This is a genomic window from Pseudomonas aphyarum (genome assembly GCF_028657055.1).
In the GTDB taxonomy this organism is placed as follows: Bacteria; Pseudomonadota; Gammaproteobacteria; order Pseudomonadales; family Pseudomonadaceae; genus Aquipseudomonas; species Aquipseudomonas aphyarum.
This window is the reverse complement of sequence record NZ_JAMDGS010000005.1, coordinates 171,486-191,640: the sequence shown is the minus strand read 5'-3', so window position 1 is coordinate 191,640 and position 20,155 is coordinate 171,486. Positions and strand designations below refer to the sequence as shown.

Below are 20,155 nucleotides of genomic sequence, written 5' to 3'. Positions count from 1 at the left end.
TCGGCTTACCTCGCGTTACTGGCGCCAACCGGGGATTCCGGTTGCAGCTTCAGATAGACGTAGAACAGCACCAGTGTGATGACGATCAGCAACGCGGCGCCTGCGCTGGCCAGGCCCCAGTTGAGGAACGACTGCACCTGCTGAATGATGAATTCCGGCAGCATCATGTTCTGCGCCCCGCCCAGCAGCGCCGGGGTGACGTAGTAACCGAGCGACATCACGAACACCATCAACCCGCCGGACGCCAGACCCGGCCGGCACAGCGGCAGGAACACCCGAAAGAAGTTGGTCCACGGACTTGCGCCACAGATCGAACCGGCCTGCAGGATCATCGGGTCGATGGCCTGCATGGTCGCCTGCAACGGCAGCACGATGAACGGGATCATGATGTAGCTCATGCCGATCACCACGCCGGTCAGGTTGTGCACCATTTCCAGCGGCTGATCGATGATGCCCATGGCCATCAGGGCTTTATTGATGACGCCCGAAGCCTGCAACAGCACCAGCCAGGAATAGGTGCGGGCGAGGAGGCTGGTCCACATCGACAGCAGCACGATGTTGAGGATCCAGCGGCCCCAGCCCCGTGGCACCAGGGTGATTGCCCAGGCCAGCGGGAAGCCCAGCAGCAGGCTGAACACGGTCACCAGTCCCGCCACCGAAAAGGTGTTGAACAGCACCCGGGCATACGCCGAGTTGGCGAACAGTTGTTCATAGTTGCCAAGACCCGGCACCGGTTCCAGCACGCCGCGCAGCAACAAGCCAATCAGCGGTGCGAGAAAGAACAGACCGAGAAACAACAGCGCCGGCGCGAGATTGCCGGCGCCACGCCAGCGTTGCTTGAGGGACGGGGCTTGCGCCATGGCACTCGCCTTTTTGCCTTCAGCCAGGCCGGCAGCGCTCGCGGCGCTCCCGGTGGCAGTGGAGGGACGGGACGCGGTGGCCGCCATTTTCATTTGACCAGCCATTCGTTCCACCGTGTCGCGATGGCTGGACCGTTCTTGGCCCAGTACGCGAAATCAAGAGTGATCTGATCCTTAGCGTAGGCAGTCGGCAGGTTCGGGGCCAGCGTCGAGTCCAGACGCGCCACGCTGTCGACGTTGACCGGGGCGTAGGCGGTCAGGTTGGAGAAGTCGGCCTGGCCTTTGGCACTGCTGGCGCTGGCCAGAAACTTCATCGCCGCCTCTTTGTTTTTCGCGCCCTTTGGTACGACCAGAATGTCGGCCATGACCAGGTTCTGTTTCCAGCTCACGCCGACCGGTGCGCCGTCTTCCTGCAGGGCATGAATCCGGCCGTTCCAGAACTGGCCCATGCTCGCTTCACCGGAGGCCAGCAGTTGCTGCGACTGCGCGCCACCGCCCCACCAGACGATGTCTTTCTTGATGGTGTCGAGCTTCTTGAAAGCGCGATCGAGGTCCAGCGGGTAGAGCTTGTCGGCCGCTACGCCATCGGCGAGCAGCGCCAGTTCAAGCACCCCAGGGCTCGGCCATTTATACAGGGCGCGTTTGCCGGGGAAGGTCTTGGTGTCGAACAGCGCGCTCCAGTCCTGCGGCTTGTTCGCGCCGAGCTTGCCCTCGTTGTAGCCGAGGACGAAGGAGAAGAAGAACGAGCCGACGCCGTGGTCGCTGACGAAACGCGGGTCGATCTTGTCGCGCTGGATTTGTTTGAAATCGAGGGGTTCGAGCAGGCCTTCGGCGGCGGCGCGCAGGGCGAAATCGGCTTCGACGTCGACCACGTCCCATTGCACGTTGCCGCTTTCGACCATGGCCTTGAGTTTGCCGTAGTCGGTCGGGCCGTCCTGCACGACGGTGATGCCGCTGGCCTTGCTGAACGGATCGGCCCAGGCCTGTTTCTGCGCATCCTGGGTGCTACCGCCCCAGCTGACAAAGTTCACACTCTCGGCGGCCATCGCGGCCTGACCGGTCACGCTCAGCAGTCCCGCGAAAAAGATCGCGGTTGCAGCTTTGTTCAACACCATTTTTACGCCCTCATTGTTGTGTTTTTGAGCGGGCTTGCGTTGTTGCCCGCCTGTCGGGAGCAGTAGCTGGACGGTTTTTCAGGTCGTCCGGTCTATGGAATATCATATTATGGTATTCCAAACTTTGTGCAAGCACTTTGCCGTACCGGCTATCTGGCGAATGTGGTTTTTGTGGGTGTCTGGTTTGAGATTTTCAGTGGATTCTAGATCCAGCCCCTCACCCCAGCCCTCTCCCGGAGGGAGAGGGAGCAGATCTCTACGCTGTTCAAAACTCGAGTTCGACTCTGAGTTTCAGGTCGATGCATAGCGGTAAAACAACTCGGTCGGCTCCCTCTCCCCCTGGGAGAGGGCTGGGGTGAGGGCAGCATTAGCCGCTTGAAATGCAACATCGAATCACTCGGTGAACGGAATGCTCTCAACCACCTCAAGATCGTAGCCAGTCAACCCGGCATATTTCAGCGGCGGCCCCAAGTGGCGAAGCTTGCCGACGCCCAGGTTCTGCAGAATCTGCGCCCCGGTGCCGACCTCGGAATAGATCCGCGATTGCGAGCGACTGAACTGCCGAGGCGGCTGAGTCAGTTGCGGAATGCGCTCCAGCAGCGCCTGCGACGACTCATGATTGGCCAGCACCACGACCACACCATGCCCTTCGGCCGCGACCCGTTGCAGCGCCGCCCACAACGTCCAGTTCGTCGGCCCGCTGTACTCGGCGCCGACCAGATCGCGCAGCGGATCGATCACATGCACGCGCACCAGCGTCGGCTCTTCGCGGCGCAGCTCACCCATGACCATCGCCATGTGCACGCCGCCCTCGATGCGATCTTCGAAGGTAATCAGGCGGAATGTGCCATGCACCGTCGGCAGTTCCCGCTCGCCGATGCGCTCGATGGTGTGTTCAGTACTCAGGCGATAGTGGATCAGGTCGGCGATGGTGCCGATCTTGATCCCGTGCTTGCGCGCGAAGACTTCCAGATCCGGGCGGCGGGCCATGGTGCCGTCGTCGTTCATCACTTCGACGATCACCGAAGCGGGCGTGAACCCCGCCAGCCGTGCCAGATCACAACCGGCTTCGGTGTGGCCGGCGCGGGTCAGCACGCCACCTTCCTTGGCGCGCAGCGGGAAGATATGGCCAGGCTGCACCAGGTCTTCAGCGCGGGCATTTGGCGCCACCGCAGCGGCCACCGTGCAAGCGCGGTCGGCAGCAGAAATGCCGGTAGTCACACCGACCGCCGCTTCGATGGAAACCGTGAACGCGGTACTGAACACGCTGCCATTGCTTGGCACCATCTGCTCCAGCCCCAGGCGCTGGCAATGATCGTCAGTCAACGTCAGGCATATCAGCCCCCGAGCCTCACGGGCCATGAAACTGATCGCCTCGGGCGTGCAACGATCAGCGGCCAGCAGCAGGTCGCCTTCGTTTTCCCGGTCTTCGTCATCGACCAGCAGCACCATTTTGCCGAGGCGATAATCTTCGATGATTTCTTCGATGCTGTTGAAGGTCATGTTGGACTCTCGATGTGGATGAAATTCGTGGTATACCATAATACAGAATCAACCAAGAGGTCACTATGAAGGCGTACTGGATTGCACACGTGGACATCACCGATCCCGATCACTACAGCCAATACACCCAGCGCGCGCCGAAAGCGTTCGCCGAGTTCGGCGCGAAGTTTTTGGCCAGAGGCGGGCGCAGCGAAGCGATGGAAGGTCGGGCGACGCCGCAGCGCAGCGTGGTGATTGAGTTCGACAGCTACGAGCAGGCGGTGGCGTGCTATCGCTCCGCGGCGTATCAGGAAGCGAAGAGCTATCGCGAGGAGTGGGCGCGGGCGGAAATCATTATTGTGGAAGGGATGGCGCCGTAAGCAGCGTGGGCAGGGCGATCAACGCATGAAATGAATCTTGCCGCTGTCGTCATTGCCCATGTACATGCCATACACCCCGGCCTGGCGTTCCTCGATGTAGCGTTCGAGGATCTGCCGGATCGCCGGGTAGTAGATCTGCTCCCACGGGATGTCTTCCGGGGCGAAGAACTTGCAGGCGAGGGTTTCCGGGCCGTACTGGCCGGTGATCTCCAGCGCGAGGGCGCGGAAGATGATGTAGACCTCGCTGATCTTCGGCACGCTGAAGATCGAATACGGCGAGACGATTTCCGCGCGTACGCCGCTTTCTTCCCAGACTTCGCGCAGGGCAGCCTGTTCGGTGGTCTCGCCGCTTTCCATGAACCCGGCGGGCAGGGTCCAGGTGCCGGGGCGAGGTGGGATCGCCCGTTGGCACAAGAGGTATTTGCCGTCCTGCTCGATGATGCAGCCGGCGATGATTTTCGGGTTTACGTAGTGGATGTAGCCGCAGCCGCGGCACATCAAGCGCTCGTGCGTATCACCCGGCGGCACCTGCTGACCGAGGTCAGCGCCACCGCATTTCGGGCAAAAGCTCGGGCTGAACATGTCAGTGACCTATGCGCGGTTCTTTCAGCGCGATGGGCAGGGTGATCGGTGGAGTGGCGCCGGTCTCTTCCTGTTTGCGCTTCAAATAATCAAGGGCCACGGCGGCTGCGGCGCGCACGTGATCGACGCACGCCTGATGCGCCGCCAGCGGATCGCCGCTCTTGATTGCCTCGACCATTTTTTCCATCTCGTGATTACTGGCGCCGCGACGGTTCTCCTGGGACACCGACGTCGCGCGCAGGTAGCTGATGCGCGCCTGCAACTGACGCAGCTGAGTGGCCGCGACATGGTTGCCCGAGCCTTCCAGCAGCACGTCGTAGAAACCCTGCACCGAGTCGATCACCTGTTGCAGCTCGCCATCTTTGAGCGCCTTGCGGTTCTCGTCGAGGGCTTTTTCCAGGGCCTTGATGTCCTTGGCCTTGGCGCGCAGGGTGAACAGCTGGACGATCAGGCCTTCGAGCACGCAACGCAGCTCATAGATGTCGACCGCATCGGCGAGAGTGATGATCGCCACGCGCGGGCCTTTGGCGTCGGCGAACTCGACCAGACCTTCGGATTCCAGGTGACGCAAGGCTTCACGCACCGACGTACGGCTCACGCCCAGGCGATCGCACAGATCGCGCTCCACCAGGCGATCGCCCGGCAGCAGCTGGAAGTTCATGATGGCGCTTCGCAGTTTATCCAGCACGATTTCGCGCAGGGTGACGGGGTTGCGATTGACCTTGAAGCTGTCGTCGAGTGGCAGGCGTTTCATGGGGTCCGCTCTTTAAGGTGGCTGTCCATGCCAGACGGGCATCAAAACAGCCGAGGGGTTAACTGGAGGCCTCGGCGTCGGCTTCGGCGAAGGCTTCACGGGCGAGCCGGAAACTGTCCACGGCTGCCGGGACGCCGCAATAAATACCGACCTGAAGCAGAATTTCGCGTATTTGCTCACGACTCAGGCCGTTACGCAAGGCGCCGCGCACATGCAGTTTCAGTTCATGCGGACGGTTGAGCGCCGAGATCATCGCCAGGTTGATCATGCTGCGCTCCTTGAGCGACAGGCCTTCGCGTCCCCAGACGTGGCCCCAGCAGTATTCGGTGACCATTTCCTGCAGCGGGCGGGTGAAGTCGTCGGCGTTCTCGATCGAGCGCTGCACATAGGCTTGGCCCAGCACCTGGGTGCGGATCTTCAGGCCTTGCTCATACTTTTCGTTGCTCATGTGTCCTCCGCTCAACCCAGTGTCGGCAACGCGCCGAGCTTGCCCTTGTGATAGATCATCGGCGTCACGGGTTGCTCCGGCAGGATCAGGTTCTTCACCGCGCCGACGATGATCGCGTGGTCGCCGCCGTCGTATTCGCGCCACAGTTCGCACTCGATGATCGCCGTGGCTTTGGCGAGGATCGGGTTACCGAGCTCGCTCAAATGCCAATCGATGCCGTTGGCCTTGTCCTTGCCTTTGCCGGCGAAGGCGTAGGCCTCGGCGGTCTGGTCGGCGGACAGCAAATGGATCGCGAAACGCTTGCTGTCGCGCAGCACCGGGTAGGTGTCGGAGGCGTAGTTGGGGCAGAACAGCACCAGCGCCGGGTCAATCGACAGCGCACTGAAGGCGCTGGCGGTGATGCCGACGATGCCGCCGTCCGGGTCGAGGGTGGTGACCACCGTGACCCCGGACGGAAACGAGCTCATGACGTCTTTGTAAATGCCGGGTTCGATCATGTCGCAGGACTCCTAACGCATCACAAACGGATCAGGCATCGGCGCCTGGGAGAGGTTGATCCACACCGTTTTCAGTTCGGTGTAGGCCAGCACCGAATCGATGCCGCTTTCGCGTCCATAGCCACTGTTCTTGAAGCCGCCGATCGGTGCCATTGCCGACACCGCGCGGTAGGTGTTGACCCAGATGATCCCCGAACGCACGTCCCGGGCCAGGCGATGGGCGCGGCCCAGATCGCGGGTCCAGATGCCGGCGGCGAGGCCGAACTGCGAGTCGTTGGCGATCGCCAGCGCTTCGGCTTCGTCCTTGAAGCGGATCACCGAGGCCACCGGGCCGAAGACTTCTTCCTGCATGATCTTCATCGAATTGCGGTCGCATTCGAACAGCGTCGGCTCGTAGAACCAGCCATCGCCCACGCCGCTCGGCCGCTTGCCACCCAGACGCAGACGCGCGCCTTCGGCGATGGCATCAGCCACCAGACCTTCAACCACCGCCAGTTGCTGCGCGGTGGCCATCGGGCCCATTTCGCTGCTGTCGTCCTGCGGGTTGCCAATGCGGATGCGCTGGGCGCGCTCCACCAGTCGGCTGACGAACTCGTCGTAGATTTCATCCTGCACCAGCAGTCGCGAGCCGGATACGCAACTCTGCCCGGACGCCGCGTAGATCCCGGCAATCGCACCGTTGATCGCGCTGTCGAGATCGGCGTCGGCGAAGATGATGTTCGGCGACTTGCCGCCCAGTTCCAGCGACAGCTTGGCGAAGTTCTCGGCGCTGCTGCGCACCACATGCCGGGCCGTGGCCGCGCCGCCGGTGAAGGCTATCTTGCGGATCAGCGGATGACGGGTGAGGGCGGCGCCAGTGCTCGGGCCGTAACCGGTGACCACGTTGACCACGCCCGGTGGAATCCCGGCTTCGAGGGCCAGGCGCGCCAGTTCCAGAATGGTCGCCGAGGCGTGCTCGGACGGCTTGATCACGATGGTATTGCCGGCAGCCAGCGCCGGCGCCAGTTTGATCGCGGTCAGGTAAAGCGGGCTGTTCCACGGAATGATCGCGGCGACCACGCCCATGGCTTCGTGCACGGTGTAGGCGAACAGATCGGGTTTATCCAGCGGCAGAGTGCCGCCTTCGAGCTTGTCGGCGAGGCCGGCGGTGTAGTGGAAGAACTCCGGCAGATAACCGACCTGACCCCGGGTTTCACGGATCAGCTTGCCGTTGTCGCGGCTTTCAAGCTGCGCCAGTTGTTCCTTGTTTTCGGCGATCAGGTCACCGAGACGACGCAGCAGTTTGCCGCGCGCGGTGGCGGTCAAACCACGCCATGCCGGGCTGTCGAAGGCGGTCTGTGCGGCTTGCACGGCGCGTTCGACATCGGATTCATCCGCGTCGGGCAATTCGGCCCAGGGTTCGGCCAGCGCCGGGTTGAGGCTTTCGAAGGTCTTGCCGGAGAGGGCGTCGACCCATTCTCCGCCGATGCACATCTGGAAGCGTGCGAGCGTCATGCAACGATCCCCTTTATATGGTTTTGTCGGGCGTGTGCGGTGTCGAGAAATTCCAGCAGCGTCTGGTTCACCAGCCGGGGCGACTCTACCGGCATCATATGCCGTTGCTCGGGTAGCACGGCAACCTTCGCGCCGGGAATGCGCGCGGCCAGTTGCTCGGCCATTTCCGGGGTCGATCCGGGGTCCAGCTCGCCGGTGGCGATCAGCGTCGGCGCCTGGATGCTGCCCAGGTCGTCGGCGCGGTACATGTCCTGGGTGGCGAACAGTTCGTAAGTGGTCAGGTAACCCTGCGGATCATTGCCGGCCAGGGTCTGGCGGATCGCAGCGATCTGCGCCGGGTTGGCCGCCTGATATTCGCGGCTGAACCAGCGCGACAGCGCCGCTTCGGCATTCGCATCCGGCCCGTGTTCGGCAGCCTGCGCGGTGCGGGCGATGACGCCGGCGCGCTGCTCTTCGCTGCGGTTGAACACGCTGTTGAGCACCACGAGGCTTTTCAGGCGATCCGGGTAATGCAGGGCAAACGCCCGCGCCACCAGACCGCCCATGGAAAAGCCGATCACCGACGCCTCGGGCAATTGCAGGTGGTCGAGTAGCTCCAGCAACTGATCGGCGTAACCGAGCAGGGCGGTGCCGCTGGCCGGTCGCGGGCTGGCGCCATGGCCGAGCATGTCGTAGGCGATCACCCGGTATTGCGTGGCCAGGCCAACGATCTGGCCGCCCCACATTTCTTTGTTCAGACCCACGCCGTGGATCAACACCACGGGTTGGCCTTGGCCGGTCGCCAGATAACTGGTGCCGGCCGGGGTGAGTTCAGCGGTGAGCCGAATCATGGAGCGCTCCTGCATGCCTTTTTTTATTGTGATTACTGGGCTTTTTCGGCGGCCAGTTCTTCCAGATCGATGTAGCGGTTGCCGATGCGCGGGTGCAGGCGACCACCGTCGGCGCAACCGAGCACCACGACGATTTCGTCGGCGCGGGGGGCGTCTTCGATCTGCATTTCCAGAGTGATGTAGTGCGAGCGCAGGCCTTCGTCGTCCTTGTGCATCATCGGGATCTGAATCGAAGTGCCCGGACCGCCGCGCTTGTTGGTGAAGCTCAGGTAGCTCTTGGCCTTGACCGCTTCGCGGTAGTGGTTGCCGAAGCGCAGGGTGTGGATCACCGCCGACGCGTGCTCGATTTCGCCATCGGCGCCGACCACTGCGGCTTTGCCGTAGGCCTCGATCTTCTCGGCGCCGCCGATGATGCCCACCAGACGCTCGACCATCATCGCGCCGAGGTCCGAGCAATTGGCGCGGATCTGCGGCTTGAGGTCTTCGACAAAGCCGTTGCCGACCCACGGGTTCTTCATCACGACGGCCAGGCCGACCATGGTCACCGGGGTGTCGGACGCCTTGCCGCCTTCAATGAAGGTTTCTTCGACATAGCTGACGATCTTGCGAATTTCGAAACTCATGAGCTGCTCCGTAGGGGATAAACAGTGTCTGTGCGTCTGATGGTATACCATAATACCGATCGTGCAAGTCCCCCTCGCAAGAATCCCTGCCATCAGTCGGACGAATGCCCGCGCATTCAGCTGCCGCTGTAGTCCCTTTCGGTTAACAAAAGATAACGTTGCGCCGATTGTCAGACGTTTCGAATGCCCGATAGGATGAGCCAGCTTCCGAAGGGGCTCTGGATGGCGGGTTTCAGGACTATGCTTGTGACCAGGCAGTCACCGTGAGCACCCTTGCGGCGCCCTTAAGGTCCATGACCAACAATAATAAACAGGGGAAGGTCTATGAGTCGTTGCCGCCCGCCGGCGTTACGCAACACCGCGTTGCTGGCCACAGCACTCTCTCTGCTGGGCTTTGCCACTTTGTCGGCGCCGGTTCTCGCCGCCGAAGCGCCCGCCGACGTGGTCTATTCCACCGAATCGGCCAAGGCCTCGAAAAGCCTGATGCTCGATGTCGTTCACGCCGGAACCCGGCTGGTGGCGGTCGGGGATCGCGGGCACATTCTCTATTCCGACGACCAGGGCAAGACCTGGACCCAGGCCAAAGTGCCGAGCCGCCAGTTGCTGACCGCCGTGTATTTCGTCGATGACAAGCACGGCTGGGCCGTCGGCCACGACGCACAGATCCTCGCCAGTGAAGACGGCGGCCTGACCTGGACCAAACAGTTCGAAGACCTCAAGCGCGAATCGCCGCTGCTCGACGTCTGGTTCAAGGACGTCAACAGCGGCCTGGCCGTGGGTGCCTACGGCGCGCTGCTGGAAACCACCGACGGCGGCAAAAACTGGGAAGACGTCAGCGATCGCCTCGACAACGAAGACCAGTTCCATCTCAACGCCATCGCTTCGGTAAAAGACGCCGGCCTGTTCATCGTCGGTGAGTCGGGCAGCATGTTCCGCTCCGCCGACTGGGGCCAGACCTGGGAAAAACTCGAAGGCCCGTACGAAGGTTCGCTGTTCGGCGTGATCGGCACGGCGCAACCGCAAACCCTGCTGGCTTACGGTCTGCGCGGCAACCTTTACCGCTCCACCGATTTCGGCAGCACCTGGGAGCAGGTCGAACTGAAAGCTGCGCGCGGTTCGCTGGAGTTCGGCCTGTCCGGCGCCACACTGCTTGAAGACGGCTCCATCGTCATCGTCGGCAACGGCGGCTCGGTGGTCAGCAGCAGTGACAACGGCGAAACCTTCAGCGTGTTCAACCGTCCGGATCGCATCTCGCTGTCGTCGGTCACCGCCGCCGGCAACGGCAATCTGATCCTGAGCGGGCAGGGTGGCGTTCGGGTCACTACTGCGAACGGCGCCGAGCTGGGCAAATGAGCCGAATCAATAATAAGAAGGCGGGGCTATGACTTCCTTGAGCACTCATCATCAGGACAAGGCGACGTTTCTCGAGCGCCTGATCTTCAACAACCGCCCGGCAGTGATCGTGATCTGCCTGCTGGTCAGCATTTTCCTGTTCTGGCAGGCCACGCTGATCCGCCCGTCCACCAGTTTCGAAAAGATGATCCCGCTCAAGCATCCGTTCATTGAAAAGATGATGGAGCACCGCAACGATCTGGCGAACCTGGGCAACACCGTGCGCATTTCGGTGGAAGCGAAGGATGGCGACATCTTCTCCAAGGAGTACATGGAGACCCTGCGTCAGATCAACGACGAGGTGTTCTACATCTCCGGCGTCGACCGTTCCGGCCTCAAGTCGCTGTGGAGCCCGAGTGTGCGCTGGACCGAAGTGACCGAGGAAGGTTTTGCCGGCGGCGAAGTGATCCCGCAGAGCTACAACGGCTCCCAGGACAGCCTCGACCTGCTGCGCAACAACGTGCTCAAGTCCGGTCAGGTCGGGCGTCTGGTGGCCAACGATTTCAAGTCGAGCATCGTCGATATCCCGCTGCTGGAGTCCTACCCCGATCCGCAGGACCAGGGCAAGCTGCTGGCGCTGGACTATCGCCAGTTCTCCCATGAGCTCGAAGACAAGATCCGCAACAAGTTCGAAGCGCAGAACCCCAACGTCAAGATCCACATCGTCGGTTTCGCCAAGAAGGTCGGTGATCTGATCGACGGCCTGGTGATGGTGGTGATGTTCTTCGGCATCGCTTTCGTCATCACCCTGATCCTGCTGCTGTGGTTCACCAACTGCCTGCGCAGCACCGTGGCGGTGTTGAGCACCACGCTGGTGGCGGTGGTCTGGCAACTCGGGTTGATGCATTTCTTCGGGTTCGGCCTCGATCCGTATTCGATGCTGGTGCCGTTCCTGATCTTCGCCATTGGCATTTCCCACGGCGTGCAAAAAATCAACGGGATCGCCCTGCAATCCGGTGAGGCGGACAACGCGTTGACGGCCGCACGGCGGACCTTCCGTCAGCTGTTCCTGCCGGGGATGATCGCGATTCTGGCGGACGCCGTCGGCTTCATCACGCTGCTGATCATCGACATCGGCGTGATTCGCGAGCTGGCCATCGGCGCGTCCATCGGCGTGGCGGTGATCGTGTTCACCAACCTGATCCTGCTGCCGGTGGCGATTTCCTATGTCGGCATCAGCAAGCGCGCCATCGCCAAGAGCAAGAAGGACGCGCACCGCGAGCATCCGTTCTGGCGCCTGCTGTCGAATTTCGCCAACCCGAAAGTCGCCCCGATCTCCATCGCCCTGGCGCTGGTCGCCTTCGGTGGCGGTCTCTGGTACAGCCAGAACCTGAAGATCGGCGACCTCGACCAGGGCGCGCCGGAGCTGCGTCCGGACTCGCGCTATAACAAGGACAACAACTTCATCATCAGCAACTACTCGACCAGTTCCGACGTGCTGGTGGTGATGGTCAAGACCAAGTCCGAAGGTTGCTCGCGCTATGAAGCCATGGCGCCGATCGACGAGCTGATGTGGAAGATGCAGAACACCGAGGGCGTGCAGTCGGCGATCTCGCTGGTGACCGTGTCCAAGCAGATGATCAAGGGCATGAACGAGGGCAACCTGAAATGGGAAACCCTGTCGCGCAACCCGGACGTGCTGAACAACTCCATCGCCCGGGCCGACGGTCTGTACAACAACAGTTGCTCGCTGGCGCCAGTGCTGGTGTTCCTCAACGACCACAAGGCCGAAACCCTGGATCGCGCGGTGCATGCGGTGCAGGACTTCGCCAAGGAAAACAACAAGGAAGGCCTGGAATTCATCCTCGCGGCCGGTAACGCCGGGATCGAAGCGGCCACCAACGAGGTGATCAAGAAGTCCGAGCTGACCATCCTGATCCTGGTGTACATCTGCGTGGCGGTGATGTGCATGATCACCTTCCGCTCGTGGGCGGCGACCTTGTGCATCGTGCTGCCGCTGGTGCTGACCTCGGTGCTGGGTAACGCGCTGATGGCGTTCATGGGCATCGGCGTGAAGGTTGCGACGCTGCCGGTGGTGGCGCTGGGCGTGGGGATCGGCGTTGACTACGGCATCTACATCTACAGCCGCCTGGAAAGTTTCCTGCGTGCCGGCCTGCCGTTGCAGGAAGCCTATTACCAGACCCTGAAATCCACCGGTAAAGCGGTGCTGTTCACCGGTCTGTGCCTGGCCATCGGTGTGTGCACCTGGATCTTCTCGGCGATCAAGTTCCAGGCCGACATGGGTCTGATGCTGACCTTCATGCTGCTATGGAACATGTTCGGTGCGCTGTGGCTGCTGCCGGCACTGGCGAAGTTCCTGATCAAGCCGGAGAAACTGGCGGGGCAGAAGGGCAATTCGTTGTTTGCTCACTGATCCGGTTGGCTGAAATGAAAAAGCCGCAACCTTAGGGTTGCGGCTTTTTTTATGGGGCAAGATCAAAAGCCCCCTCACCCTAGCCCTCTCCCGGGGGGAGAGGGGACTGACCGAGTGGTGCTTCGAGATACATCGACCTGAAAAACCGAGTCGATTATGGATTCAAAGCAGATCGTTCAAGTCGGTGTATCTCTCCAATATCCCCCAATCGGTTCCCTCTCCCCTTGGGAGAGGGCTAGGGTGAGGGCCGGCGGTCTCAAGGCTTAAGAAAGTTCAGTGCCTAGCACGACGCTAAGCGCACTCCGCGCATCATCCAGCTGCACCAACGTCGCATGCCGAGCCCCCAACGCATCCCGATTCTCGATCGCCGTCAAAATCGCCTTGTGCCGAGGCAACGCCAGTTCATGCAGATTCGGCCGCTGATTCGAATGCTTCAGCGCCTCGGCAATCGCCACCGACAGCATGTTGCACAGGTTCGCCAACAAATCGTTGTGGGTCGCGTCAGCAATCCGGCTGTGAAAATCCAGATCCGGTTGCAGCAAGGCTTCCGGGGTCGGCGCGGCTTCCATGCGTTGATAAGCCTCGGCAATCGACGCGATGTCGGCATCGGTGGCGTGCTGGGCGGCGAGGGCGGCGGCGGCCGGTTCGATGATGCTGCGCACGCTGGTCAGGACGTTGAAGAACTCGTTCTGCGGGCTGCTTTGCATCAGCCAGTGCAGCACGTCCGGGTCGAGCATGTGCCATTCGCGGCGCGGCTTGACCACGGTGCCGACGCGCGGTTTCGAATACACCAGGCCCTTGGCGACCAGCACTCGGGTGGCTTCACGCAACACCGGCCGGCTGACCGCGTATTCCTCGCAGAGCAAGGCTTCGGCGGGCAGCTTGTCGCAGGGCAGAAAGCGTCCGGAAACAATCTGCATGCCCAGTTCCTGGACGATGCGCGAGTGCATGCTTTTACGGTCGGAAGGTTTGCGGTAATCCATGGGGAGTGGCGCGATCCTGAGCGATGGAGATGCCGCGCATCATAGCAGGCGTGGCTCATTCTTGAGGTGGATACACAAAGCAAATGTGGGAGCTGGCTTGCCAGCGATGGCGGAGTGTCAGTCAACATGAATGTCAGCTGGCAGACCGTAATCGCTGGCAAGCCAGCTCCCACAGGGGCGGCGGTGTTAGTGGGAATGGCGCGGTACTTCAGCCCCTCGGCAACCGACGAGGAAGTCGAAATCGCAACCTTGATCCGCCTGCAGCACATGGTCGATATACAACTGGCGATACCCGCCCACCAACAGCTGTTGCGGCGGTTGCAGGTCCGCCATGCGCGCTGCCAGTTCAGCGTCCGGAATATCCAGGTGCAAACGCCCGCTGGCGCAGTCCAGCTCGATCCAGTCGCCTTCCTTCACCGCCGCCAAAGGCCCGCCGGCCGCTGCTTCCGGGGCGACGTGCAACACAACCGTGCCGTATGCCGTGCCGCTCATCCGCGCGTCGGAGATGCGCACCATGTCAGTCACGCCCTGCGCCAGCAGTTTGGCCGGCAAACCCATGTTGCCGACTTCGGCCATGCCCGGATAACCCTTCGGCCCGCAGTTCTTCATCACCAGAATCGACTCCGCATCGACGTCCAGTTCCGGGTCGTTGATCCGCGCCTTGTACATGTCGAAGTTCTCGAAAACGACCGCACGGCCACGGTGCTGCATCAGTTCCGGCGTGGCGGCTGACGGCTTGAGCACCGCGCCCAGTGGCGCCAGGTTGCCGCGCAATACACAGATGCCGCCGTCGGCGCGGATCGGATTGTCGAGGGTGCGGATCACTTCGTCTTCGCCGTAGATCGGCGCGTCCTTGGTGTTCTCGCCGATGGATTTGCCGTTCACGGTCAACGCGTTCGGGTTGGGAATCAGATTAGCCTCGCCAAGGCGGCGCAGTACGGCCGGCAAGCCGCCCGCGTAGTAGAACTCTTCCATCAGGAAACGCCCGGACGGTTGCAGGTCGACGATGGTCGGCATGCCGCGACCGATGCGGGTCCAGTCGTCCAGATCCAGCTCGACGCCGATGCGCCCGGCGATGGCTTTGAGGTGGATTACCGCGTTGGTCGAACCGCCAATCGCCGCGTTGACCCGGATCGCGTTTTCGAAGGCTTCCTTGGTCAGGATCTTCGACAGTTTCAGATCCTCACGAACCATCTCGACCGCACGCATGCCGGACATGTGCGCCAGCACATAACGCCGCGCATCCACCGCCGGAATCGCCGCGTTGTGCGGCAGGGACGTGCCCAGTGCTTCAGCCATGCAGGCCATGGTCGACGCGGTGCCCATGGTGTTGCAGGTGCCGGCCGAGCGAGACATGCCGCCCTCGGCCGCCAAGAAGTCGTCAATCGTGATGGTGCCGGCCTTGACCTGCTCGCTGAGCTGCCAGACCACGGTGCCGGAGCCGATGTCCTTGCCCTTGTGCTTGCCGTTGAGCATCGGCCCGCCGGTGACGACGATCGCCGGCACGTCGCAACTGGCCGCGCCCATCAGCAGGGCCGGGGTGGTCTTGTCGCAACCGGTCAGCAGCACCACGCCGTCAATCGGGTTGCCGCGAATCGCTTCTTCGACGTCCATGCTCGCCAGGTTGCGGGTGAGCATGGCGGTCGGGCGCAGGTTCGATTCGCCGTTGGAGAACACCGGAAATTCCACCGGAAAACCACCAGCCTCGATCACCCCGCGTTTGACGTGCTCCGCGATCTGGCGGAAGTGCGCGTTGCACGGGGTCAGTTCCGACCAGGTGTTGCAGATGCCGATGATCGGCTTGCCGTGGAACTGATGGTCGGCGATGCCCTGATTCTTCATCCAGCTGCGGTACATGAAGCCGTTCTTGTCGGCCGTGCCAAACCATTGGGCGGAGCGCAGGGTGGGTTTCTTATCAGACATGATCGATTCTCTTATTGTAAGACTATTGTTTGCGAGCTTCGGCTAAACATAAGCGCAAAATCGACGGTTTGGAAGTGTTGTTGCGTAATTAGTATTACTATATAGTCGTTTTCGACGGAGGGATGGCCCTGGCGATTTTCCGCGAGAGGCGTCCCCCGAGGTTCCATAAAAACAACAATCGGAGACCGATCTCATGAGCCAGGAACTGCGGCTTGTCCGGCGCATCACGCTGAAACTGATTCCCTTCCTGATCCTGCTGTACCTGATCGCCTATGTGGATCGCTCCGCCGTCGGCTTCGCCAAGCTGCACATGGGCGCCGACATCGGCATCGGCGATGCCGCCTACGGCCTCGGTGCCGGGCTGTTTTTCATCGGTTACTTTCTGTTTGAAATCCCCAGCAATTTGATGCTCGAACGCTTTGGCGCACGGCGCTGGTTCGCGCGGATCATGATCACCTGGGGCGCGATCACCATCGGCATGGCCTTTGTCCAGGGCCCGCACAGTTTCTACGTGATGCGCTTTCTGCTCGGCGCGGCGGAGGCGGGGTTCTTTCCCGGCGTTCTGTACTACATCACCCAATGGTTCCCGGTGCGCCATCGCGGCAAGATCCTCGGGCTGTTCATCCTTTCCCAACCTATCGCGATGATGATCACCGGCCCAGTCTCGGGCGGTTTGCTGGGCATGGACGGCATCCTCGGTCTGCACGGCTGGCAGTGGCTGTTCATCGTCATCGGCACCCCGGCGATCCTGCTGACCTGGCCGGTATTGCGCTGGTTGCCAGACGGCCCGCAGCAAGTGAAATGGATGGACCAGGCCGAGAAGGACTGGCTGACCGGTGAGCTGAAAAAGGACCTGCAGGAATACGGCCAGACCCGTCACGGCAATCCTCTGCATGCGCTGAAGGACAAGCGCGTGTTGCTGCTGGCGCTGTTCTACCTGCCGGTGACCCTGAGCATTTATGGTCTGGGCCTGTGGCTGCCGACCCTGATCAAACAGTTTGGCGGCAGTGATCTGGTCACCGGTTTCGTGTCGTCGGTGCCGTACATCTTCGGGATCATCGGCCTGCTGATCATTCCGCGCAGCTCCGACCGTTTGAATGATCGCTACGGCCATCTGGCGGTGCTTTATGTGCTGGGTGCGATCGGCCTGTTCCTCAGTGCCTGGCTATCGTTGCCGGTGGCGCAACTGGCGGCGTTGTGCCTGGTGGCGTTCGCGCTGTTTTCCTGCACGGCGGTGTTCTGGACTTTGCCGGGGCGGTTCTTTGCCGGCGCCAGTGCGGCGGCAGGGATCGCGTTGATCAACTCAGTGGGCAACCTCGGCGGCTACATCGGCCCGTTCGTGATCGGCGCCTTGAAGGAATACACCGGCAACCTTGCTTCGGGCCTGTACTTCCTGTCCGGGGTGATGGTGTTCGGGCTGATTCTGACGGGCGTCGTTTATCGCTTGCTGGAGCGCAAGCATGTGCTGCCGGTCGAGCAATTTGCAGCGAGCGCACGCGGTGCGACCCGTACCTGATATCAAACGAATCATCACCGCAAAACCTGTGGGAGCTGGCTTGCCAGCGATAGCAATCTGTCAGCCACATCAATGGTGAATCAGCCGCCGCCATCGCTGGCAAGCCAGCTCCCACAGGGTTTTGCGGTGTTTTTGAGGGAATAGGAGAGGATTTATGCATCTGGTTCAATTCGAATTGAGTAGCGGCGAGCGCCGTGTCGGGGTGGTCGAGGACGGTCTGGTGCGTGAAGTGCAGGATGCGCGCACGGTTCGCGATCTGGCCCTGGCCGCGATCGAGGCCGGCAGCACCCTCGCGCAGCAAGTGCAGACCCTCGGCCTGGGCATCAGTCACGATTACGCTGAATTGCTGGCCAAACTGCGCATCCTGCCGCCGCTGGATCACCCGGACCCGGCGCACCTGCTGGTCAGCGGCACCGGCCTCACGCACCTCGGCAGTGCGTCGGCCCGGGACAAGATGCATCAGCAGGCCGGCGACGAAGCGGCGATGACCGACACCATGCGCATCTTCAAGTGGGGCGTAGAGGGCGGCAAACCTGCGGCGGGGCAGGCCGGTGTGCAACCGGAATGGTTTTACAAAGGCGACGGCAGCATCGTTGTGCGTCCCGGTCAGCCGTTCCCGCTGCCGCCGTTTGCCGAAGACGCCGGCGAGGAACCGGAGATGGCCGGCCTCTACATCATCGGCCACGACGGCAAGCCGTATCGCCTCGGTTTTGCGGTGGGCAACGAGTTCTCCGATCACGTCATGGAACGCAAGAATTACCTGTACCTGGCCCACTCGAAACTGCGCAGTTGCAGCTACGGCCCGGAGTTGCGCGTCGGCGAGCTGCCGCAACACCTGGCCGGCACCAGCCGCATCCTGCGCGACGGCGAAGTGCTGTGGCAGAACGAATTCCTCAGCGGCGAGGCCAACATGTGCCACAGCCTGGCGAACCTCGAATATCACCACTTCAAGTACAGCCAGTTCCTGCGTCCCGGTGACGTGCACATTCACTTCTTCGGCACCGCGACCCTGTCGTTCGCCGATGGCATTCGCACTCAGCCGGGCGACGTGTTCGAGATCAGCCAGGCCGAATTCGGCGCACCGCTGGTCAACGGCATCGCCCCGGTTGCAGCGGCATTCGAACCGGACAGCATCGGCACCCTTTAAGGAGATCCCATGACTCAGATTCTCGGTCACAACTACATCGGCGGCCGTCGCAGCGCGGCGGGTGACGTCAAGCTGCAAAGCGTCGACGCCACCACGGGCGAAGCATTGCCCCACGATTTCATTCAGGCCACGGAAGCGGAAGTAGACTCCGCCGCCAAGGCCGCTGCGGCGGCGTATCCGGCGTATCGCAGCCTCAGCGCCGAACGCCGCGCGCAGTTTCTCGATGCGATTGCCGATGAGCTGGATGCGCTGGGCGATGATTTTGTCGCCGTAGTCTGTCGCGAAACTGCACTGCCGGCGGGGCGGATTCAAGGTGAAAGAGGACGCACCAGCGGCCAGATGCGGTTGTTCGCCAAAGTCCTGCGGCGCGGTGACTTCTACGGTGCGCGCATCGACCTGCCGTTACCGGATCGTCAACCGTTGGCGCGTCCGGATCTGCGCCAGTACCGCATCGGCCTGGGGCCGGTGGCGGTGTTCGGTGCGAGCAACTTTCCGCTGGCATTCTCCACCGCCGGCGGCGATACCGCGTCGGCGCTGGCGGCAGGTTGCCCGGTGGTGTTCAAGGCCCACAGCGGCCACATGGCCACCGCCGAGCTCGTTGCCGACGCTTTGATCCGTGCAGCAGAAAAAACCGCCATGCCCGCAGGCGTGTTCAACATGATTTACGGTGGTGGCGTCGGCGAATGGCTGGTCAAACATCCGGCCATTCAGGCGGTAGGTTTCACCGGTTCGCTGCGGGGCGGACGGGCGCTGTACGACATGGCCGCCGCACGGCCTCAGCCGATCCCGGTGTTCGCCGAGATGTCGAGCATCAACCCGGTGATCGTGTTGCCCCAGGCGCTGGCCGTGCGTTCGGAATCCGTCGCCCGCGATCTGACTGCGTCGGTGGTGCAGGGCTGCGGTCAGTTCTGTACCAATCCGGGCCTGGTGATCGGTATTCGCTCGCCGCAGTTCACCGCGTTCGTTGAGCAAGTCGCAGCGCTGATCGGTGATCAACCGGCGCAAACCATGCTCAATGCCGGAACGCTCGGCAGCTACGGCAAGGGCCTGGAAAAACTCCTGGCGCACACCGGCATCGAGCATCTGGCGGGTAATCCGCAGCAGGGCAATCAGGCGCAGCCGCAGTTGTTCAAGGCGGATGTCAGCCTGCTGATCGATAGCGATGAAGTGTTGCAGGAAGAAGTGTTCGGCCCGACCACGGTGATCGTCGAAGTGGCCGACAAGGCGCAGCTGAGCGCGGCGTTGCAGGGCCTGCATGGACAGCTGACGGCGACAATCATCGGCGAGCAGGCAGATTTCGAACGCTTCCCGGAGCTGACGCCGTTGCTGGAGCAGAAGGTCGGGCGGATCCTGCTCAACGGTTATCCGACCGGTGTCGAAGTCTGTGATTCGATGGTTCACGGCGGGCCGTATCCGGCGACGTCCGATGCCCGCGGCACCTCTGTGGGGACGCTGGCGATCGATCGTTTCCTGCGCCCGGTGTGCTTCCAGAACTACCCCGACAGCCTGCTGCCGGAACCGCTGAAAAACGCCAACCCGCTGCGCATTCAGCGGCTGGTCGACGGCAAGCCATCGCGCGACGCCCTCTGACAGCCGAACCCAGTCAATGTGGGAGCGAGCCTGCTCGCGATAGCGGTGCATCAGTCGGCATTCATGTCGCCTGACAGTCTGCAATCGCGAGCAGGCTCGCTCCCACAGGGAGAGTTCAGCGCCTGCTTTGAGCTATCATTGGCCCTTTCCCCCTGAAAGACATGA

Annotated in this window: 18 protein-coding genes; 6 read left to right on the top strand and 12 right to left on the bottom strand. The window is 62.0% G+C overall.

Annotated features, from left to right (window positions below; genetic code table 11):
* Positions 1-5: 5 nt before the first annotated feature.
* The 3 genes from M5G18_RS07660 to ribBA form a co-directional block, all read right to left on the bottom strand.
* Positions 6-953 (bottom strand): ABC transporter permease, encoded by a 948-nt coding sequence (locus M5G18_RS07660; RefSeq protein ID WP_210710405.1) that lies wholly within the window; start codon positions 951-953, stop codon positions 6-8.
* The gene (locus M5G18_RS07655; protein WP_273897389.1) at positions 950-1,975 is read right to left on the bottom strand and encodes an ABC transporter substrate-binding protein; all 1,026 of its coding nucleotides are present in this window, start codon (positions 1,973-1,975) and stop codon (positions 950-952) included. Before M5G18_RS07655 ends, M5G18_RS07660 begins: the two co-directional genes overlap by 4 nt.
* Before the next feature lie 393 nt (positions 1,976-2,368).
* Positions 2,369-3,478: a bifunctional 3,4-dihydroxy-2-butanone-4-phosphate synthase/GTP cyclohydrolase II gene (gene ribBA, locus M5G18_RS07650; RefSeq protein WP_273897388.1), complete on the bottom strand. Its 1,110-nt coding sequence runs from the start codon at positions 3,476-3,478 to the stop codon at positions 2,369-2,371.
* Between the two features lie 65 nt (positions 3,479-3,543).
* Between ribBA and M5G18_RS07645 the strand changes: the two genes are divergently transcribed.
* Complete coding sequence (locus tag M5G18_RS07645) at positions 3,544-3,837, top strand: DUF1330 domain-containing protein (RefSeq protein ID WP_085711337.1); 294 nt, start codon at positions 3,544-3,546, stop codon at positions 3,835-3,837.
* Between the two features lie 18 nt (positions 3,838-3,855).
* On the opposite strand, the gene M5G18_RS07640 is transcribed toward M5G18_RS07645, so the two are convergent.
* The 7 genes from M5G18_RS07640 to M5G18_RS07610 are packed head-to-tail and all read right to left on the bottom strand — an operon-like array spanning position 3,856 to position 9,065.
* Positions 3,856-4,419: an NUDIX hydrolase gene (locus tag M5G18_RS07640; protein ID WP_007957402.1), complete on the bottom strand. Its 564-nt coding sequence runs from the start codon at positions 4,417-4,419 to the stop codon at positions 3,856-3,858.
* A gap of 1 nt (position 4,420) precedes the next feature.
* A complete protein-coding gene (locus tag M5G18_RS07635; RefSeq protein WP_085603063.1) occupies positions 4,421-5,173 on the bottom strand; it encodes a GntR family transcriptional regulator in 753 nt (250 codons plus the stop codon).
* Between the two features lie 58 nt (positions 5,174-5,231).
* Positions 5,232-5,621 (bottom strand): carboxymuconolactone decarboxylase family protein, encoded by a 390-nt coding sequence (locus M5G18_RS07630; RefSeq protein WP_085746232.1) that lies wholly within the window; start codon positions 5,619-5,621, stop codon positions 5,232-5,234.
* Between the two features lie 11 nt (positions 5,622-5,632).
* The gene (locus M5G18_RS07625) at positions 5,633-6,118 is read right to left on the bottom strand and encodes a flavin reductase family protein (protein ID WP_096820064.1); all 486 of its coding nucleotides are present in this window, start codon (positions 6,116-6,118) and stop codon (positions 5,633-5,635) included.
* A gap of 12 nt (positions 6,119-6,130) precedes the next feature.
* Positions 6,131-7,612 carry an aldehyde dehydrogenase gene (locus M5G18_RS07620; RefSeq protein WP_273897387.1) on the bottom strand — a complete coding sequence of 494 codons (1,482 nt, stop codon included), beginning with the start codon at positions 7,610-7,612 and terminating at the stop codon, positions 6,131-6,133.
* Positions 7,609-8,442, bottom strand: coding sequence for an alpha/beta fold hydrolase (locus tag M5G18_RS07615; RefSeq protein ID WP_273897386.1), 834 nt, complete (start codon positions 8,440-8,442; stop codon positions 7,609-7,611). Before M5G18_RS07615 ends, M5G18_RS07620 begins: the two co-directional genes overlap by 4 nt.
* 32 nt (positions 8,443-8,474) lie before the next feature.
* Positions 8,475-9,065: an amino acid synthesis family protein gene (locus tag M5G18_RS07610; RefSeq protein ID WP_007957412.1), complete on the bottom strand. Its 591-nt coding sequence runs from the start codon at positions 9,063-9,065 to the stop codon at positions 8,475-8,477.
* 324 nt (positions 9,066-9,389) lie between these two features.
* On the opposite strand from M5G18_RS07610, the gene M5G18_RS07605 reads away from it, so the two are divergent.
* Both M5G18_RS07605 and M5G18_RS07600 read left to right on the top strand, forming a co-directional pair.
* Complete coding sequence (locus tag M5G18_RS07605; RefSeq protein WP_085746236.1) at positions 9,390-10,418, top strand: WD40/YVTN/BNR-like repeat-containing protein; 1,029 nt, start codon at positions 9,390-9,392, stop codon at positions 10,416-10,418.
* Positions 10,419-10,446: 28 nt separating this feature from the next.
* Positions 10,447-12,831, top strand: a complete 2,385-nt coding sequence (locus tag M5G18_RS07600) for an efflux RND transporter permease subunit (protein WP_007957414.1) — start codon at positions 10,447-10,449, stop codon at positions 12,829-12,831.
* A 263-nt stretch (positions 12,832-13,094) separates the two neighbouring features.
* On the opposite strand, the gene M5G18_RS07595 is transcribed toward M5G18_RS07600, so the two are convergent.
* A complete protein-coding gene (locus M5G18_RS07595) occupies positions 13,095-13,814 on the bottom strand; it encodes a FadR/GntR family transcriptional regulator (RefSeq protein WP_007957415.1) in 720 nt (239 codons plus the stop codon).
* Between the two features lie 186 nt (positions 13,815-14,000).
* Positions 14,001-15,737 (bottom strand): IlvD/Edd family dehydratase, encoded by a 1,737-nt coding sequence (locus M5G18_RS07590; protein ID WP_273897385.1) that lies wholly within the window; start codon positions 15,735-15,737, stop codon positions 14,001-14,003.
* 193 nt (positions 15,738-15,930) lie between these two features.
* On the opposite strand from M5G18_RS07590, the gene M5G18_RS07585 reads away from it, so the two are divergent.
* From M5G18_RS07585 to M5G18_RS07575, 3 genes are all read left to right on the top strand, one after another.
* Complete coding sequence (locus M5G18_RS07585) at positions 15,931-17,253, top strand: MFS transporter (protein WP_007957417.1); 1,323 nt, start codon at positions 15,931-15,933, stop codon at positions 17,251-17,253.
* A 154-nt stretch (positions 17,254-17,407) separates the two neighbouring features.
* Positions 17,408-18,400: an AraD1 family protein gene (araD1, locus tag M5G18_RS07580; protein WP_007957418.1), complete on the top strand. Its 993-nt coding sequence runs from the start codon at positions 17,408-17,410 to the stop codon at positions 18,398-18,400.
* A gap of 9 nt (positions 18,401-18,409) precedes the next feature.
* Positions 18,410-19,990 (top strand): aldehyde dehydrogenase (NADP(+)), encoded by a 1,581-nt coding sequence (locus M5G18_RS07575; protein ID WP_273897384.1) that lies wholly within the window; start codon positions 18,410-18,412, stop codon positions 19,988-19,990.
* Positions 19,991-20,155 lie beyond the last annotated feature (165 nt).

What these genes read in the sequence shown, in the direction of transcription:
- ribBA (WP_273897388.1), bottom strand. Translation starts at nt 3,478, where the DNA reads ATGACCTTCAACAGCATCGAAGAAATCATCGAAGATTATCGCCTCGGC.
- M5G18_RS07585 (WP_007957417.1), top strand. Translation starts at nt 15,931, where the DNA reads ATGAGCCAGGAACTGCGGCTTGTCCGGCGCATCACGCTGAAACTGATT.
- M5G18_RS07620 (WP_273897387.1), bottom strand. Translation starts at nt 7,612, where the DNA reads ATGACGCTCGCACGCTTCCAGATGTGCATCGGCGGAGAATGGGTCGAC.
- M5G18_RS07660 (WP_210710405.1), bottom strand. Translation starts at nt 953, where the DNA reads ATGAAAATGGCGGCCACCGCGTCCCGTCCCTCCACTGCCACCGGGAGC.
- M5G18_RS07635 (WP_085603063.1), bottom strand. Translation starts at nt 5,173, where the DNA reads ATGAAACGCCTGCCACTCGACGACAGCTTCAAGGTCAATCGCAACCCC.
- M5G18_RS07595 (WP_007957415.1), bottom strand. Translation starts at nt 13,814, where the DNA reads ATGGATTACCGCAAACCTTCCGACCGTAAAAGCATGCACTCGCGCATC.
- M5G18_RS07645 (WP_085711337.1), top strand. Translation starts at nt 3,544, where the DNA reads ATGAAGGCGTACTGGATTGCACACGTGGACATCACCGATCCCGATCAC.
- M5G18_RS07625 (WP_096820064.1), bottom strand. Translation starts at nt 6,118, where the DNA reads ATGATCGAACCCGGCATTTACAAAGACGTCATGAGCTCGTTTCCGTCC.
- M5G18_RS07610 (WP_007957412.1), bottom strand. Translation starts at nt 9,065, where the DNA reads ATGAGTTTCGAAATTCGCAAGATCGTCAGCTATGTCGAAGAAACCTTC.
- araD1 (WP_007957418.1), top strand. Translation starts at nt 17,408, where the DNA reads ATGCATCTGGTTCAATTCGAATTGAGTAGCGGCGAGCGCCGTGTCGGG.
- M5G18_RS07600 (WP_007957414.1), top strand. Translation starts at nt 10,447, where the DNA reads ATGACTTCCTTGAGCACTCATCATCAGGACAAGGCGACGTTTCTCGAG.
- M5G18_RS07615 (WP_273897386.1), bottom strand. Translation starts at nt 8,442, where the DNA reads ATGATTCGGCTCACCGCTGAACTCACCCCGGCCGGCACCAGTTATCTG.
- M5G18_RS07630 (WP_085746232.1), bottom strand. Translation starts at nt 5,621, where the DNA reads ATGAGCAACGAAAAGTATGAGCAAGGCCTGAAGATCCGCACCCAGGTG.
- M5G18_RS07640 (WP_007957402.1), bottom strand. Translation starts at nt 4,419, where the DNA reads ATGTTCAGCCCGAGCTTTTGCCCGAAATGCGGTGGCGCTGACCTCGGT.
- M5G18_RS07575 (WP_273897384.1), top strand. Translation starts at nt 18,410, where the DNA reads ATGACTCAGATTCTCGGTCACAACTACATCGGCGGCCGTCGCAGCGCG.
- M5G18_RS07605 (WP_085746236.1), top strand. Translation starts at nt 9,390, where the DNA reads ATGAGTCGTTGCCGCCCGCCGGCGTTACGCAACACCGCGTTGCTGGCC.
- M5G18_RS07655 (WP_273897389.1), bottom strand. Translation starts at nt 1,975, where the DNA reads ATGGTGTTGAACAAAGCTGCAACCGCGATCTTTTTCGCGGGACTGCTG.
- M5G18_RS07590 (WP_273897385.1), bottom strand. Translation starts at nt 15,737, where the DNA reads ATGTCTGATAAGAAACCCACCCTGCGCTCCGCCCAATGGTTTGGCACG.